Genomic DNA, 14,942 nt, shown 5'->3' on the forward strand with positions numbered 1-14,942 from the left:
AAGCGCGCCGCCAAGCCCGCCGCTCAATCGGCATCCGCACCCGCCGATGCCGGCGCGGCGGCATCCGATAGCGAATCGCCCGCGCGCGTCGGTCGCCGCACGGCGAGCGCACGCGCCCCGCGCCCCAAACGCGCGGCGCGCGCGAAGCCCTAAAGCGTCGCCCCGGCAGCGGCGCAACCTGCCCGCCGCCTACGCCGACCGCCAAACCTGCCTGCGCTGAGGCGCACACCGTGGCGCGCACCGCATACGCCGTCCTGCCGTCCGCCGCCGTTACTCGCCGATCTCGAGCGCATGCGCGACCGCCTCGATCCGTGCGCGATGCACGGCGTCCTTGATCTTCGCCGAATCGCTGCCGATCTCGCGCGCGATCGCGCCCGCGTCGACGCTGCGCGCGGCCGCGAGCGCGACGCGCAGCCGCTCGGCCTGCGGATACGGCTGCGCTTCGAGCCCGAGCCGCCCGCGCGCGTCCGCCTCGCATGCCTGCAGCATCTCGGCGAAACGCGCCGGCTTGCGCAGCGCGTCGGTGCGCTCGAAGAACCGCACGAGCGCCGCCGCGCCCATCTCCATCACGCGATGCAGGTTGCCGTGCTCGCGCGCGACGACGAGCGCGAGGTCGCGGCATTCGTTCGGTACGCGCAGCCGCTCGCACAGCGGCTTCAGCAGATCGACGCTGCGGCCTTCGTGGCCGGTGTGGCGCGGCAGGACGTCGTCGGGCGTCGTGGCCTTGCCGAGATCGTGCGTAAGCGCCGCGAAGCGCACCGGCAGCGAATAGCGCTGCTTCGCCGCGTAGTCGACGACCATCATGACGTGCACGCCCGTGTCGACTTCCGGGTGATAGTCGGCGCGCTGCGGCACGCCCCACAGCCCGTCGACCTCCGGCAGGATCCGCGCGAGCGCGCCGCAGTCGCGCAGCACCGCGAACATCCGCGACGGCTTCGCTTCCATCAGCCCGCGCGCGAGCTCCTGCCATACGCGCTCGGGCACGAGCGCATCGACTTCGCCCGCGTCGACCATCCGCCGCATCAGCGCGAGCGTATCGTCGGCCACCGTGAAGTCGGCAAAACGCGCGGCAAAGCGCGCGAGCCGCAGAATCCGCACCGGGTCCTCGACGAACGCGTCGCTCACGTGCCGGAACACGCGCGCGCGCAAATCGCGCTGGCCGTCGAACGGATCGATGACCGGGCCGATCAGCGTGCCGTCCGGGCTCACCTCGCGCGCCATCGCGTTGATCGTCAGGTCGCGGCGCGCGAGATCCTCGTCGAGCGTCACGTCGGGCGCGTAGTGGAACTGGAAGCCGTGATAGCCGGCCGCCGTCTTGCGCTCGGTGCGCGCAAGCGCATATTCCTCGTGCGTGTCCGGATGCAGGAACACCGGGAAATCCTTGCCGACCGGCCGGAAGCCCTGCGCGATCATCTGCTCGGGCGTCGCGCCGACCACCACGTAGTCGCGGTCCTGCACCGGCACGCCGAGCAGTTCGTCGCGGATCGCACCGCCCACGGCATAGATGTTCATCGCGCCGGCTCGTATTCGGCAATCACGTTCGTCTCGCGCCGCGCCGCGTCGATCCACTGCCGGACCGCCGGCAGCGCGGTGATGCGCGCCGCATAGCCGGCCGCCTCGGGCGAAAGCGTCGGCGCGTACGTGTTGAAGCGCATCACGACCGGCGCGTACATCGCGTCGGCGATGCCGAATTCGCCGAACAGGAACGGGCCGCCCGAGGCCGCGATGCACTCGCTCCACAGCGCGTCGATCCGCGCGACGTCGGCGAGCGCTTCGGGCGTCGCGCCGCGGCCCGGCATCGACGCACGCACGTTCATCCCCATCTGCGTGCGCAGCGCGGCGAAGCCCGCGTGCATCTCGGCCGAGATGCTGCGCGCATGCGCGCGCCGCGCGGGATCGGCCGGCCACATCGGGTACTGCGGAAAGCGCTCGGCGAGCGTCTCGGCGATCGCGAGCGATTCCCAGATCGCGACGCCGTGATCGTCGATCAGACACGGCAGCTTGCCGGACGGCGAATATTCGCGGATGCGCGCGGCCGTATCGTCGCGCCGCAGCTCGATCGCGATCTCGTCGAACGGAATGCCGAAATGCGTGAGCAGCAGCCACGGCCGCATCGACCACGACGAGTAGTTCTTGTCACCAATGACGAGTTTCATGATGGTCTTCCGAAAAGCGCGAAAGTGAAAACGGGGATGGGCGCGCCGCCGATGCCGCGCTAGCGGCGCGAGCGGAGCGCTTCGAATCGCGAGCGCTGCGCGGCGTCGCCGAGATAGGCCGGCGCGATGCTCTCGAGACTCGCGGGCACGATGCCGAGTTCCGGCGCGAGCGGCCCCGACAGCACGTTCGGCACCGACATCGACGCGAGATTGTCGCGCGTGATCACGGGCTCGCCGGGCAGACACTCGAACACGCGCGCCTGCAGCTGCGCGAGCGCGTCGGGCAGCCGCACGATGCGTGCCTGCCGGCCCACCAGCGTGCCGCAGTAACGCACCAGCTGCTCGAGCGTGTAGACGGTCGGCCCGCCCAGTTCGTACGTGCGCCCGTGCGCGGCGCTCAGCTCGAGCGTGTTGACGAACGCGCGCACGACGTCGCCGACGAATACCGGCTGAAAGCGCGCGTCGGGCATCGCGAGCGGCAGCACCGGCGCGATGCGCTGCAGCCGCGCGAAGGTATTGAGAAACGCGTCGCCGGGCCCGAACACGACCGACGGACGAAAGATCGTCACCGCGAGCGGCTCGGTCGCGGCGATCGCGTGCAGCGCGGCCTCGCCGTCGCCTTTCGAACGCTGATACATGCTCGGCCCGTGCGAGTCGGCGCCGAGCGCGCTCATGTGCAGCACACGCCGCACACCGGCTTCGGCGCACGCGCGCGCGAGCGCGGCAGGCAGCGCGACGTGCGCGCGCTCGAAGCCGGCGCCGTACGGCGTGCCGCGGCCGCCGTGCAGCACGCCGACCAGATTGACGGCCGCCTGCGCGCCGGCGACGAAGCGCGCGAGCGAACGCGTGTCGAACGTCTCGAGCTCGACGATGTCGACCGGCAGCATCGACAGATGGCGCGCGTGCTCGCGACGGCGCGTGCCGATCCGGACGTGCTTGCCGGCGTCGATCAGCGCTGCGACGAGCCGGCTGCCGATAAAGCCGGTGCCGCCCAGCAGCGCGACGGTCTGGCCATCCATGGTCGGAACCTCAAAAAGGACACTGCCGCGTCGTGCGCGGCAGTGTGAAGGTTGCGGATCAGGGCGAGATCATGCCCAGCCGTTTCTTCAACGACTGCGGTTTGCCTTCGAACAAGGCCGCGTAATACACGGTGTTCGACAACACGTTCTTCACGTAGTCGCGCGTCTCGTTGAACGGGATCGTTTCCGCGAAGATCGCGCCTTCGACGGGCTGCGTCAATACCTGCCGCCACTGGCGCGGGCGGCCGGGGCCCGCGTTGTAGCCGGCCGTCGCGAGCACCGGCGAGCTGTCGAAGTTGTTGTAGATGTCCGCCAGATACCAGGTGCCGAGCTGGATATTGGTATCGATGTCGTGCATCTGCGCGCGCGTGATCGTGCCCATGCCGAGCTTCTTCGCGACGAGCTGCGCCGTGGCCGGCATCAGCTGCATCAGGCCGCCGGCGCCCGCCGACGAACGCGCGCTCGTGATGAAGCGCGATTCCTGGCGGATCAGCCCGTACGCCCATTCGATGTCGAGGCCGGTCGATTGCGCGTAGCGCTCGACGATGTCGCGATACGGCGACGGATAGCGCAGCGTGAAATCGTGCTCGGCCTTCGTGCGATCGGCCGTGTTGACCGTGCGGTCGAGCAGCCCGATGCGCTTGCCGTATTCCGCGGCTGCCAGCAACTGACGGTCGGTCATGCCGCGCAGCGGCCAGTTCCATTCGCGGTTGCCTTCGAGCCGCAGGTTCAGCGAATAGAAGCGCTGCGCGAGCGCGAAGCCCGGCACCTTGCTCATCGCGTCGATCTCCGCGTCGCTGACGCGTGTGCGCGGCGGAATCGTCGTGCGCTGACCGAGCTCCTCGCCGGCGAGCTGCCCGTAGAAGTTGAACTGGCCCGCGACCTGCTCGAATTCCTGGTTTGCCTGCAGCGTGTCGCCGCTTTGCTTCAGCGCGCGCGCATGCCAGTAGATCCACGCCGGATCTTCGCGCAGCGACGGCGGCATCTGCTCGATCGACCAGCGCACCATCGGCCAGTTGCCGGCGAGCAGCGCCGCGCGCGTGCGCCATTCGTAGCCGGAATTCGACAGCGGCGCGTTCGCGGACTTCGCATACCAGACCGACGCGAGCGGCGAGCGCTTCAGCGCGCCCTGATAGCCGATCGCGCCCCACGCGATCGCCTGCTCCTGCTTCGTCAGCGACGGCGCGATCGACGTCAGCATCGCGGCCGCCGAGTCCGGATCGTTGCGCGCCATCCGGCCGAGCGCGATCAGCGCGAGCTGATGCGAGGCCGCGTCGCCGCCGACGCCGCGCGCGAGGTACAGCGGCGGTGCGCTCGTCGCCTGATCGAAGCCGACCGGGCGCGCGCCGAGTGCATCGACGATCTTGCCGCCGAGCGACGTGTAGTTCTGCTCGTACGCGAAGCGCGCCTGCTGCCACACGTCGTCGCTCGTGAACTGCTGATTGACCGCGAGTGCGGTGATGAGGTCGACGCACGCGTCGCCGTAATACTTCGGCTCGACGAGCAGCGCGCGCGCCGCATCGGCGACGTTCTCGCCGCGCGCCGCGCGCGACTCGAGCGCGTAGCACTTGACCTGCGTGTCGTCGTCGAGCACGAAACGCTTGTACTGCTCGTCGAAATTGCGCCAGTCGTGGCGCGCGCCGAGCACGAGCAGATAATCGTTGCGCATGCGATCGGCGATCGCCTGCCCGTCGTAGCGCTGCAGGAACGACACCACGGGCGCGTCCGGCGCATCCACGCGCGCGCGGCCCGTCGAGTCGAACAGCTGCGGCTTGATCTGGAAATACTCGACGTACGACGGCACCGGATAGTTCGGAATCATCGCGGCGAGCTGCGCAGCCTTCGCTGCGTCGTTGCGGCGCGCCGCTTCGCGAAGCTGCACGAAGATCTGGTCGTCCCCGGCCAGCGTGTCGTCGTTCGGGGCGGCACAGGCGGCCGTGCCGGCGACGAGCGCGGCGGCCGACAGCGCGAGCGCGACCGCACGATATACTCGGAAAAGGCTGTTCGACATCGTTTTGAATGGAGCACGAATTGAGCGAAAGCATAGCACGCAACCCTGTGCCGAACCCGAAGGTTGCGCTTCGCAAAACGCTGTCCGGCGCGCGCCGCGACGCCGCGTCGCGCCCCGCCGCGAACGCTTCGCTCGAGGCGCGATTGCGTGCGTTGCTCGAGCGGCTCGCGCCCGTGACCGTCGGCTTCTACTGGCCGCTTCCCGGCGAATTCGATGCGCGCGATGCGGTGCTCGCGTGGTGCGCGGCAGGCAGCGGGCGCCGCGCCGCATTGCCCGTGATCGGCGAGCGCCACACGCCGCTCGCATTTCACGCGTGGGATGCGCACACGCCGATGCGCGAAGGCCATCACCGCATTCCGGAGCCTGCATCCGGTGTCGTCGTCATGCCCGACCTGCTGTTGATTCCGTGCGTCGGCTTCGATCTGCAGCGCTACCGGCTCGGCTACGGCGGCGGCTATTACGATCGCACGCTCGCCGCATGGCCGGGCGCGTCGCTCCCGGTCACGGTCGGCATCGCGTACGACGCATGCCGCGTCGACGCGCTACCGGCCGAAGCGCACGATCTCGCGATGGACTGGATCGTGACGGACGCGCAACTCTATCCGTCCGCCGAATGAGGACGCACGGCGGCGTGCCGCATGCATGCCGCCGTCGCGCCGAGGCGCGCAATCGTTTACAGCGATGCCGCCGCGCGCGCGGCCGTGTCGTACAGGCCCGATGCGTGGCGCAGCAGCTGCGCCGCGTCGCCGATCTGCTCGTTCGTGAGGCCGCTGTCCTTCAGCGTCTCGATCAGACAGTGCTCGCGCACCTCGCGATACTTCAGACACAAGTCGCGCCCCGCGTCGGTCGCGGAGAAGAACACTTCCTTGCCGCTTTTCTCGCTTTGCACGTAGCCGCGCGCGATCAGTTTTTTCAGCGCATAGGTCGCGACGTGCGTATCCTCGATATTGAGCACGAAGCAGATGTCGGCGAGCTTCTTCTTGCGTTCGCGATGGCTGACGTGATGCAGCAGCGATACTTCGACCGCCGTCATGTCCTTCGCGCCCGCCGCCGACATGCAACGCACCATCCATCGGTTGAATGCGTTGCCGGCCATGATCAGCCCATATTCGAGTTCCGACAGTTCGGCGCTCGAGTCGGAGACGAGATGTTCGGACGAGACGATCTTGGTCGGATGACGCTTCATGGAGAGGCGGCGCAAGCGGGTTGTCAGGGTGTGCCGAGTGTACGCCAGAAGGTCTGGCGCACACGCTAGGCAAAAACGCTTATTGGTAACTTATCGATATTTTATCGAGAATGTACGTTAACATTGCCGTCCGAACCGTGCCAGTCCGATGACGCAACCTCGCATCTATCCGCTTGGCGACACCGCACTCGTCTGCGAAGTGCCGCCGCCCGCCACGCTCGACTGCCAGCGCCGTGTCTGGGCCGTTGCCGCGCACGCGCGCACGTGGCCCGACGTCGTCGATGTCGTGCCCGGCATGAACAACCTGACGATCGTGTTCGACGCGCTCGCCGCGAGCGCCGAATCGCTGACGCCGCTGCTGCGCGACGCCTGGCAGACGGCCGACGTCGAGCACGCGGACGGGCGCGAGGTCGAGATTCCGGTCGAGTACGGCGGTGCGGCCGGTCCCGACCTGGCGGCCGTCGCCGCGCACACCGGGCTATCGGCCGACGAGGTCGTCGAACGCCATGCGGCCGGGAAATACGTGGTGTTCTTCATCGGCTTCCAGCCGGGCTTCGCGTATCTCGGCGGTCTCGAGCCGGCGCTGCATGTGCCGCGCCGCACCGTGCCGCGCCTCGAGGTGCCGGCCGGCTCGGTCGGCATCGGCGGCGCGCAGACGGGCATCTACCCGGCCACGTCGCCCGGCGGCTGGCAGCTGATCGGCCGCACGTCGCTCGCGCTGTTCGATCCGTCGCGGCAGCCGCCGACGCTCTTGCTGCCCGGCGACCGCGTGCGATTCGTCATTGCCGGAGTCGACGCACGATGAGCCAGAACCACGCACCGGGCAACATCGAAGTGATGCGCGCCGGCCCGCTGTCGAGCGTGCAGGATCTCGGCCGGCGCGGCGCGCGCCATCTCGGCGTCGCGCTCGGCGGCGCACTCGACGGGCTCGCGCTCGAAGTCGGCAACCGGCTCGTCGGCAACCGGCCGGACGCGGCCGCCGTCGAAATCACGTTCGGCCCCGCCGCGTTCCGCTTCACGCGCGCGGCGCGCATCGCGATCACCGGCACCGAGTTCGGCGCGACGCTCGACGGCAAGCCCGTGTATTCGTGGTGGAGCCTGCCCGTCGAAGCCGGACAGACGCTCGTGCTGCCGGCCGCCAAGCGCGGGATGCGCGGCTATCTGTGCATCGCCGGCGGCATCGACGTGCTGCCCGTGCTCGGCTCGCGCAGCACCGATCTCGCCTCGCATTTCGGCGGCCTCGGCGGTCGCGCGCTGCGCGACGGCGATCGTCTGCCGGTGGGCGTGCCGCCGGCCGGCATCGGCTGCCTCGCGCCCGACGCCCCGGAGTTCGGCGTGAAGGCGCCGGCCTGGTGTGCGTTCGTGCGCGTCGACGAGCCGCCGCGCCGCCATCGGCCCGCGCATGCGCCGTGGGCGATGCCCGTGCGCGTGCTGCCGGGCCCCGACTTCGCGTCGTTCGCGGCCGATTCGCAGCAGGCGTTCTGGGACGAGGAATGGCTCGTCACCGCGAACAGCAACCGGATGGGTTATCGCCTCGCGGGTGTCGAACTCGTGCGCGAGCGGCCGGCCGAACTGTTGTCGCACGCGGTGCTGCCCGGCACGATCCAGGTGCCGCCGAACGGTCAGCCGATCGTGCTGATGCACGACGCGCAGACCACCGGCGGCTATCCGAAGATCGGCACGGTGATCCGCGCCGATCTGTGGAAGCTCGCGCAGGCGCGGCTGAACCTGCCGATCCGCTTCGTGCGCACGACGCCCGAAGCCGCGCGCGCCGCGCTGATCGCGGAACGCGCCTATCTGCGTCAGATCGACGTCGCGATCGAGATGCGCGAGGAGGCGCGCCGCCGCGCGCAGTCGCGCGCCGCGTGACGACGTCCGGAACGCGACGACGTTCCGGGCGCGCCGCGCAATGAGTGGATGAGGAACATCATGGAAATCGATCTGAATGCCGATCTCGGCGAAGGATGCGGATCGGACGAGGCGCTGCTCGACCTCGTCACATCGGCAAACATCGCATGCGGCTGGCATGCGGGCGGCGCCAATGCGATGCGTGACTGCGTGCGCTGGGCCGTGCAGAAAGGCGTCGCGATCGGCGCGCATCCGAGCTTTCACGATCCGGAGAATTTCGGGCGCAAGGAAATGCAGCTGCCGGCCGGCGACATCTATGCCGGCGTGCTCTATCAGCTCGGTGCGCTGTCCGCGATCGCGCAGGCGGAAGGCGGACGCATCGCGCACGTGAAGCCGCACGGCGCGCTGTACAACCAGGCGGCGCGCGATCCGATGATCGCGGATGCGGTCGTGTCGGCGATCCACGATTTCGATCCGTCGCTCGCGGTGTTCGGGCTTGCGAACAGCGTGTTCGTGGCCGCCGCGCGGCAAGCGGGGCTCGCGGCCGTCGAAGAGGTCTTTGCCGATCGCGGCTATCGCGCCGACGGTTCGCTCGTCCCGCGCAGCGAGCCCGGCGCGCTGATCGACGACGAAGACGCGGTGCTCGCGCGGACGCTCGACATGGTGCGCGACCGGCAGGTGCGTGCGGTGAGCGGCGAATGGGTGCCGCTCAATGCGCAGACGGTCTGCCTGCACGGCGACGGACCGCATGCGCTCGCGTTCGCGAGAAGGATTCGGGAGGCGCTGGAAAAGGCGGGGGTGGAGGTGGCGGCGCCGGGGGCGTTGCAGGCGGGGGAAGAGACGTAAGTCCTGTCGCTGCCGGGCGGCGCCTTGTTCCTGCGCGGCGTTTCTCGCGCCGACAAGCGAGGTTCAGTCGTCTTACCGGCAAAGGCAGGCCTCGGGCGGCCGCGGATCTTTTTCGTCCGAGTACGTTTCCGGTCGCCATCGGCCGGACGGCTTTAGGACACCCGTCGATAGACGGCAAAGCCGCGGCGATGGTGTCACCCGAAAAGCGCCGCGCGCGGGCGCGTTTTCCTTTGGGCGGTGGCCGCACTCTGATTGATTGCGGTCTCGCAAGCGTCCTGATGTGCCGCGCTCTTTCCTTGCTTGCCCGGTATGCCGGCGCGATCCGTCCGCTGCCCGGGCGCGCCCTTTGCGAAGTCAAACCGGCACCGCGTACCCAGCCTGCACTGCGTCTCAGGGTTCGGCGCAATGGACGGTATACGATTGTTTCGAGGCGCTCTCGGTGGCACTGTCTACGTCCTGCCCCGGTTCACGAACAGGAGTGGACAATGACGAGAGGAAGCTGCGAGCGCTTGCCGGTCCTCGTTGTCGACGCGCACCCGATCGTCGCGAATGCGATTGGCCGCGCATTGACCGATCTGAACGACCGGATCGATGTGACGGTTTGCCACAGTGCGAGCGGTGCGCTAGATCTTTTTCGCCGTATGTCCGGCTGGTTCCGGATTTTTCTGGATCTCGATGTGCCCGGAGGCGGGCTGCCGCTCGCGCGGCAGTTTCATGCATCGGGCGTTGCCGATCGATGTGCGATCGTGACGGCGGCCCTTCGGCGGCCGTGGATCGATGAGGCGAAACGTCTGGGCATGATTGCGTACCTTGCCAAGGGCGCGCCGCTCGATGCTTTCTCCGACGCGCTGCAGTCGGTGCTCGACGGCCGCTCTGCGTTTCCCGACATCGCAGCCGATGCCGGCTCCGGTATGCGTTTGACGCGTCGTCAGCGCGACGTGCTGTCACTGGTTTGTTCCGGGCACTCGACCAAGGAAGTCGCGACGATGCTGAATCTGGCGCTCGGCACGGTCGACAATCACATTGCAAGCGCGATGCGCGTTTTGGGCGCCCGGAATCGTACTCACGTCATTACGCGTGCAATTGCGTTGGGACTGATCGATGCACGTGACGACAGCGGGAAGGAGCGCGACTTGGCGCGAGAGCCGATGGCTAGACCGGCAACCGTCTATCCGCTCGAAGGTCCTCGTGATCGAACGTAATTGATGCGGTCGGTCGGCGCGGTCGAATTGCGCCACGCTCTTCACTGCCGCGACGCAGTTTAGCGGCCCGCGCTGCGGCACGTGATCGTTTCCTGCAAGCAGGCATACAAGAGGAAACAGAGTGCCCCGGCGCTCCATTTGAAGAGCGACCAGCTGTTCAGCATGTAAAGGAGAAGTGCGTATCCCGCGGCGAAGACGAGCGCCCTGACTGCGCCGCCAACCAGAATGCCCGACCATCCACCGCCAAAGCGCGGAGCAAGCGGAGCCATGAAGATGCCGTATTCTGCAAATTTCGCTGCTGCCTGAATCACGGATCGAAATTTCATTGAGCGATGTAAAAAATGAGTAATCGAGAGCGGTGGATGCCGTACGTGCATCCACCGTCGATTTACGGCTGCCAATTACCGCAAGATGCAATTCCAGCTTTGAGCAAGAAAGTTACCGGCGTGCGCATCGACGAATAACCTAGCACTTCGAATCTCGATCGAGAATATGGAATTTCTCATGGTATTGGCGTGCTTCGAAGGCGCCCGAGTAAGCTCTTTTTTGCTGACGCGCTCGGATCTGTCATACGCTCGACGCGTGTTATGCCGGCGCGCCGTATCGCCTGCTCCCGCCGATGGACGACACTGCGGCCCGCAGATTTCGCTCCTTCCAAGCCACCCACGCAGTGTGCGAAGCCATCTGAAACAGTAAAAAGCGTGAGAAATTGCACATTTTCACTCATCAGGCGGAGTGATAAATTCACCCCTAAACGGGCACACACGCAACAACATCGCATTCATTTCGATCACAGCCAATGAAGCCATTCACGCCGAAAAATCTCATACTGATACCGACAAAGGCCGCGATTATTTTTCTCATCTACATGGGAGCGCACTCGTCCATTGAAAAACTGACAGACTTTCACATCACCACGACGTTATCGGTGGGTCTCATATCGCTTGCCGTTATTGCGGAGAGCCTGCTGTTCGCATACTACAAATCAATAGGTCGATCGTCATGATTTCAAACTTCACTCACGCATCATGCCAAGCCGGCAATTCCGCAGGTCTGACGGCACTCACCAGCCCGAGAATGCTCACGGCCGAAGAATGCGCTGCTGTTTCGGGCGCATGGAATTGGGGCGGTATGGTGCTGGGCGGCTTGCAGCAATCCGTCGCTGGAGGAATCGGTGGTGCGCTCGCGGGAGCCGCCACGGGGCAGCCGATCGGAATGATGGGCATCCAGGGCATGATCATCGGGGTTGTCGGCGGTGGACTGCACGGCGGGCTTCAGCCGCCTGCCAATCGACAAAAAGCAACGGGATGAACTGTCGCTGAACTTCAGATGCCGATGGCGGGCTTTCGGCGTTGCACCGCAGGCATGACCTGTTTCGGGCCCGCCGCCATTTCAGTGCCGCCTTATCCGCTCAACGCGGCCTTCCGGCCAATCCAACGATGCGCCACACGGTCGGCCAGACATTGAAATCGCCGACCGGCCGGTAAAACGCGTCGATCGCGCCCGCTGCTCGAAGAAGCGGCGACGACGCGCATCGGCCGCACAAAAGAAAAAAGCGCCCTCGTAGCGCTTTTCTGTCGACGTATTCGCCGCGGCTTCGCCGTCTGTCGATACGTCCACCAAACCGTCTGTCGGCAGCGACCGGAAAGCTGCTCCGGATGAAAAAACGTCCGCCGCCGCCCGATACTGCATTCCCCGGTCGGACGACGGAACGCTGCTTTTCGCAAGTCGGTCCGCATGCATTTGTTATCCGACGATGATGGCCCCGCCGTGCATGCAGCCACGCCGTGGCCGGCACGCTGACGACGTGCCGGCTGCGCTCACCCCGCGCTTTTTTTTGCTACCCCGTAGAACTTACCTGTACTTATCTGTTCTTTTCATTTTTTCAACTTGTGATGCGAAGAATAGAGATTGGCCGAACCGGATGTCAATCGTTTTAAACGCTATTTTCCGACGAATCGAGGGTTTTCCTGATCGGTGCGCCGCGCAGCGCACACGTCGCGTGCCGTCGATGCACCGGCAATCAAACGGGGATGGATCGAAGCGGCGCGTCGCGCGCCGTCAGTTCGCGTCGACGCTGTAACCTTGTCGACGCAACAATTCGAGCACGCCGCGCGGGCCGCCCAAGTGCAGCGCGCCAATCGCGACGAACAGCGGGCGGTTCGGCGCCGCGATTGCCGTCATCCGTGCAACGAAGCGCCGATTGCGTTCGTACAGGATCTTGTTGTCGATCGACGCCGACAACGCCTTCGATCGCGCCAGCCGTTCGCTCTTCGCGACGGCCCATGCGGCGATCGCATCGGCGTCGCCAATTCGCCACAGCCGGTGCAGCGCCTTCACGTCGTCGGCGTTCTGCGCGGGCGTCTGCACCATGTCCTGCGCGAGCATTTCGCGCTGCTCGGCGAGCGTCAGGCCGGTGAACGCGCGCATCTGCTCGGCCAGCGTCTCGAGCCCGATCACGCGGCCGCCCTTCTTCTTCAGGAATACGTTCTGTAATTGCGCCTCGGTGCCGTACTCGGTCTGCAGGCCGGCCGACAGCGAATCGTAGGTCTCGACGACGAGCGACGCGAGCCACGGCCGCATCTTGCGGATTTCCGCGAGCGCAGCCGGATTGCCGTGCAGACGCGCCGCGAGCCGCTGCCACAGCGGCTCGGGCAGCAGCCGGGGCAGGCAGGCGTAACGGCAGACGCCGTACTTCGCGACGTCGTCCTGCGATTCGAGCAGATCGTCGGGCGACAGCTCGAGCGCGAGCGTCGGCGACGCGGCGAGCGCGGCGAGGATGCGCGGCCGGAACGGCTGCGCGCTCGGATAGTCGGACGGATCGCCCGTATGCAGCGTGCCGAGCACGTAGAGCGTGACGCGGCCCTTGGTCGCGACGTAGAACGGCATGCGCGCGGGCTGCACGCGCACCGCGCCGCGCGCGACGGTGCCGTTCGACTCGGACGGCGGCACGTGAAAGCCCGGCAGGCTCACGCCGGGCGGCGGCACCTGTGACGGATGGATCGGCGACGTGGCGGGCGCTCGCCCTTCGGCGCGCGCCACGTCGACCGGCACGCCGATGCCGGCCGCAAGGCATGCACCGGCCAGCGCCGCGCCAGTCACGGTGCGCACGCTCCAGCGCCGCGCGCTGCGGCAGGCGCGCAGCATGCGCGCGCTGCCCGCTCCCGAACGGCGCGCGCTCGACGCGCGCGCCGCCAACCGTTCAGGCATTCGCCTCCCCCACCTCCTCGGCGCGATGGCAGGCCACGCGGCGTCCGTCGACGTCGCGCAGCTGCGGTTCCTCGACACGGCACCGCTCGATCGCATACGGGCAGCGCTGGTGAAACGCGCAGCCCGACGGCGGATTGAGCGGCGACGGCAGCTCGCCCTGCAGCTTGATCTGCACGCGGCGGTCTTCCTCGAAGATCGCCGGCGTCGCCGACATCAGCGCGCGCGTATACGGATGGCGCGGCCGTGCGTAGATCGTCGCCTTGTCGCCGAGCTCGGCGACGCTGCCGAAGTACATCACCATCACGTCGTCGGCGACGTGCTCGACCACCGCGAGGTTGTGCGAGATGAACACGTAGCTCGTCTTGAACTGCTCCTGCAGATCCATGAACAGGTTCAGGATCTGCGCCTGGATCGCCACGTCGAGCGCGGACACCGGCTCGTCGGCGACGACGATCCGCGGCTCGAGGATCATCGCGCGCGCGATCGCGACACGCTGGCGCTGCCCGCCGGAGAACATGTGCGGATAGCGCTTCGCGTGCTCGGGCCGCAGCCCGACCGTGCGCATGATCTGCGCGATGCGCTGCGCGCGTTCGACCGCGGTCAGCTTCGTGTTGATCTCGAGCGGCTCGGCGAGCGTCTGCTCGACGGTCTTGCGCGGATTCAGCGACGCGAACGGATTCTGGAACACCATCTGCACGCGGCGGCGCAGCTCGGCGATCGTGTCGCGGCTCGCGCCGGCCACGTTCTGGCCGTCGATCGACAGACGGCCGGACGTCGGCGTTTCGATCATCGTGAGCTGGCGCGCGAGCGTCGATTTCCCGCAGCCCGACTCGCCGACCACCGCGAGCGTGCGGCCGCGCTTCAGCGCGAACGACACGCCGTTCAGCGCCTTCACCGTGCCCTGCCCGAACATCCCGCGCCGCACCGTGTAGTGCTTCGCGAGCTGGTCGGCCACCAGCACGTCGTCCTCGTCGTGCTCGACGCGGCGCGTTTCGTTGACAGCATTCATCGTGCGCCTCCGTTCAGGTCGACATGGGACAGGTTCAGCGGCTTGATGCAGCGCGCGCGCATTGCATCGTTGCCGGGCACCAGCGTATCGAGCGCCGGGCGCGCCTTGCGGCAATCGTCGACGACGTACTTGCAGCGCGGCGCGAACAGGCACCCGGACGGGCGATCATCGCGGCCCGGCACCATGCCCGGCAATGCGGCAAGGCGACGCGCCCCCTTATTGTGCTCGGGAATCGCCGCGAGCAGCGCTTCGGTGTACGGATGATGCGGCGCGCGGAAGATGTCGGGCACGCGGTTGGTCTCGATGATCTCGCCCGCGTACATCACGGCGACGCGCTGCGCGACCTCCGACACCACGGCCAGGTCGTGCGAGATCAGCACGAGCGCCATCCCGCGCTCCTTCTGCAGCTTGACGAGGAGATCCATGATCTGCGCCTGGATCGTCACGTCGAGCGC

Annotated in this window: 15 protein-coding genes; 6 read left to right on the forward strand and 9 right to left on the reverse strand. The window is 67.3% G+C overall.

The annotated features are described in order from the left end of the window. Nucleotides 1-270: 270 nt before the first annotated feature. Genes HMPREF3115_RS21025 through HMPREF3115_RS21040 form a run of 4 tightly spaced genes read right to left on the reverse strand, consistent with a single transcriptional unit; the run spans nucleotide 271 to nucleotide 5,186 of the window. Nucleotides 271-1,512, reverse strand: a complete 1,242-nt coding sequence (locus tag HMPREF3115_RS21025; protein ID WP_065494439.1) for a multifunctional CCA addition/repair protein — start codon at nucleotides 1,510-1,512, stop codon at nucleotides 271-273. Beyond that, the gene (locus tag HMPREF3115_RS21030; protein WP_006408037.1) at nucleotides 1,509-2,156 is read right to left on the reverse strand and encodes a glutathione S-transferase family protein; all 648 of its coding nucleotides are present in this window, start codon (nucleotides 2,154-2,156) and stop codon (nucleotides 1,509-1,511) included. Before HMPREF3115_RS21030 ends, HMPREF3115_RS21025 begins: the two co-directional genes overlap by 4 nt. 59 nt (nucleotides 2,157-2,215) lie before the next feature. Beyond that, nucleotides 2,216-3,175: a complex I NDUFA9 subunit family protein gene (locus HMPREF3115_RS21035; protein ID WP_070555889.1), complete on the reverse strand. Its 960-nt coding sequence runs from the start codon at nucleotides 3,173-3,175 to the stop codon at nucleotides 2,216-2,218. 58 nt (nucleotides 3,176-3,233) lie between these two features. Beyond that, nucleotides 3,234-5,186 carry a lytic transglycosylase domain-containing protein gene (locus HMPREF3115_RS21040; protein WP_070555891.1) on the reverse strand — a complete coding sequence of 651 codons (1,953 nt, stop codon included), beginning with the start codon at nucleotides 5,184-5,186 and terminating at the stop codon, nucleotides 3,234-3,236. A gap of 8 nt (nucleotides 5,187-5,194) precedes the next feature. Here HMPREF3115_RS21040 and HMPREF3115_RS21045 point away from each other — a divergent pair, with 8 nt between their 5' ends. Continuing rightward, the gene (locus HMPREF3115_RS21045; protein WP_045594300.1) at nucleotides 5,195-5,803 is read left to right on the forward strand and encodes a 5-formyltetrahydrofolate cyclo-ligase; all 609 of its coding nucleotides are present in this window, start codon (nucleotides 5,195-5,197) and stop codon (nucleotides 5,801-5,803) included. Nucleotides 5,804-5,859: 56 nt separating this feature from the next. Here HMPREF3115_RS21045 and HMPREF3115_RS21050 read toward each other — a convergent pair whose 3' ends face one another. Then, nucleotides 5,860-6,372 carry a winged helix DNA-binding protein gene (locus HMPREF3115_RS21050; protein WP_006408041.1) on the reverse strand — a complete coding sequence of 171 codons (513 nt, stop codon included), beginning with the start codon at nucleotides 6,370-6,372 and terminating at the stop codon, nucleotides 5,860-5,862. A 148-nt stretch (nucleotides 6,373-6,520) separates the two neighbouring features. On the opposite strand from HMPREF3115_RS21050, the gene pxpB reads away from it, so the two are divergent. The 4 genes from pxpB (at nucleotide 6,521) to HMPREF3115_RS21070 (ending at nucleotide 10,268) form a co-directional block, all read left to right on the forward strand. Next, a complete protein-coding gene (pxpB, locus tag HMPREF3115_RS21055; RefSeq protein ID WP_006409605.1) occupies nucleotides 6,521-7,177 on the forward strand; it encodes a 5-oxoprolinase subunit PxpB in 657 nt (218 codons plus the stop codon). Continuing rightward, a complete protein-coding gene (locus tag HMPREF3115_RS21060; RefSeq protein ID WP_053297785.1) occupies nucleotides 7,174-8,241 on the forward strand; it encodes a 5-oxoprolinase subunit C family protein in 1,068 nt (355 codons plus the stop codon). The genes pxpB and HMPREF3115_RS21060 overlap by 4 nt, the downstream gene beginning before the upstream one ends. A gap of 60 nt (nucleotides 8,242-8,301) precedes the next feature. Further along, nucleotides 8,302-9,066: a 5-oxoprolinase subunit PxpA gene (gene pxpA / locus HMPREF3115_RS21065; RefSeq protein ID WP_070555893.1), complete on the forward strand. Its 765-nt coding sequence runs from the start codon at nucleotides 8,302-8,304 to the stop codon at nucleotides 9,064-9,066. A 485-nt stretch (nucleotides 9,067-9,551) separates the two neighbouring features. Further along, nucleotides 9,552-10,268 carry a response regulator transcription factor gene (locus HMPREF3115_RS21070; RefSeq protein WP_070555895.1) on the forward strand — a complete coding sequence of 239 codons (717 nt, stop codon included), beginning with the start codon at nucleotides 9,552-9,554 and terminating at the stop codon, nucleotides 10,266-10,268. Between the two features lie 59 nt (nucleotides 10,269-10,327). On the opposite strand, the gene HMPREF3115_RS21075 is transcribed toward HMPREF3115_RS21070, so the two are convergent. Next, nucleotides 10,328-10,579, reverse strand: a complete 252-nt coding sequence (locus HMPREF3115_RS21075) for a hypothetical protein (protein ID WP_070555897.1) — start codon at nucleotides 10,577-10,579, stop codon at nucleotides 10,328-10,330. Nucleotides 10,580-11,270: 691 nt separating this feature from the next. On the opposite strand from HMPREF3115_RS21075, the gene HMPREF3115_RS31090 reads away from it, so the two are divergent. Continuing rightward, nucleotides 11,271-11,579: a hypothetical protein gene (locus HMPREF3115_RS31090; protein ID WP_200053076.1), complete on the forward strand. Its 309-nt coding sequence runs from the start codon at nucleotides 11,271-11,273 to the stop codon at nucleotides 11,577-11,579. 750 nt (nucleotides 11,580-12,329) lie between these two features. On the opposite strand, the gene HMPREF3115_RS21085 is transcribed toward HMPREF3115_RS31090, so the two are convergent. The 3 genes from HMPREF3115_RS21085 to HMPREF3115_RS32660 all read right to left on the reverse strand — a co-directional run. After that, nucleotides 12,330-13,478 (reverse strand): TraB/GumN family protein, encoded by a 1,149-nt coding sequence (locus HMPREF3115_RS21085; protein ID WP_070555900.1) that lies wholly within the window; start codon nucleotides 13,476-13,478, stop codon nucleotides 12,330-12,332. Further along, the gene (locus HMPREF3115_RS21090; protein ID WP_070555902.1) at nucleotides 13,471-14,487 is read right to left on the reverse strand and encodes a peptide ABC transporter ATP-binding protein; all 1,017 of its coding nucleotides are present in this window, start codon (nucleotides 14,485-14,487) and stop codon (nucleotides 13,471-13,473) included. The genes HMPREF3115_RS21085 and HMPREF3115_RS21090 overlap by 8 nt, the downstream gene beginning before the upstream one ends. Then, the coding region (locus tag HMPREF3115_RS32660; RefSeq protein ID WP_371089506.1) for an oligopeptide/dipeptide ABC transporter ATP-binding protein at nucleotides 14,484-14,942 on the reverse strand (459 nt) is incomplete at its 5' end. The genes HMPREF3115_RS32660 and HMPREF3115_RS21090, both read right to left, overlap by 4 nt.

This window comes from Burkholderia sp. HMSC10F09 (assembly GCF_001806955.1).
Taxonomy (GTDB): Bacteria; Pseudomonadota; Gammaproteobacteria; order Burkholderiales; family Burkholderiaceae; genus Burkholderia; species Burkholderia multivorans.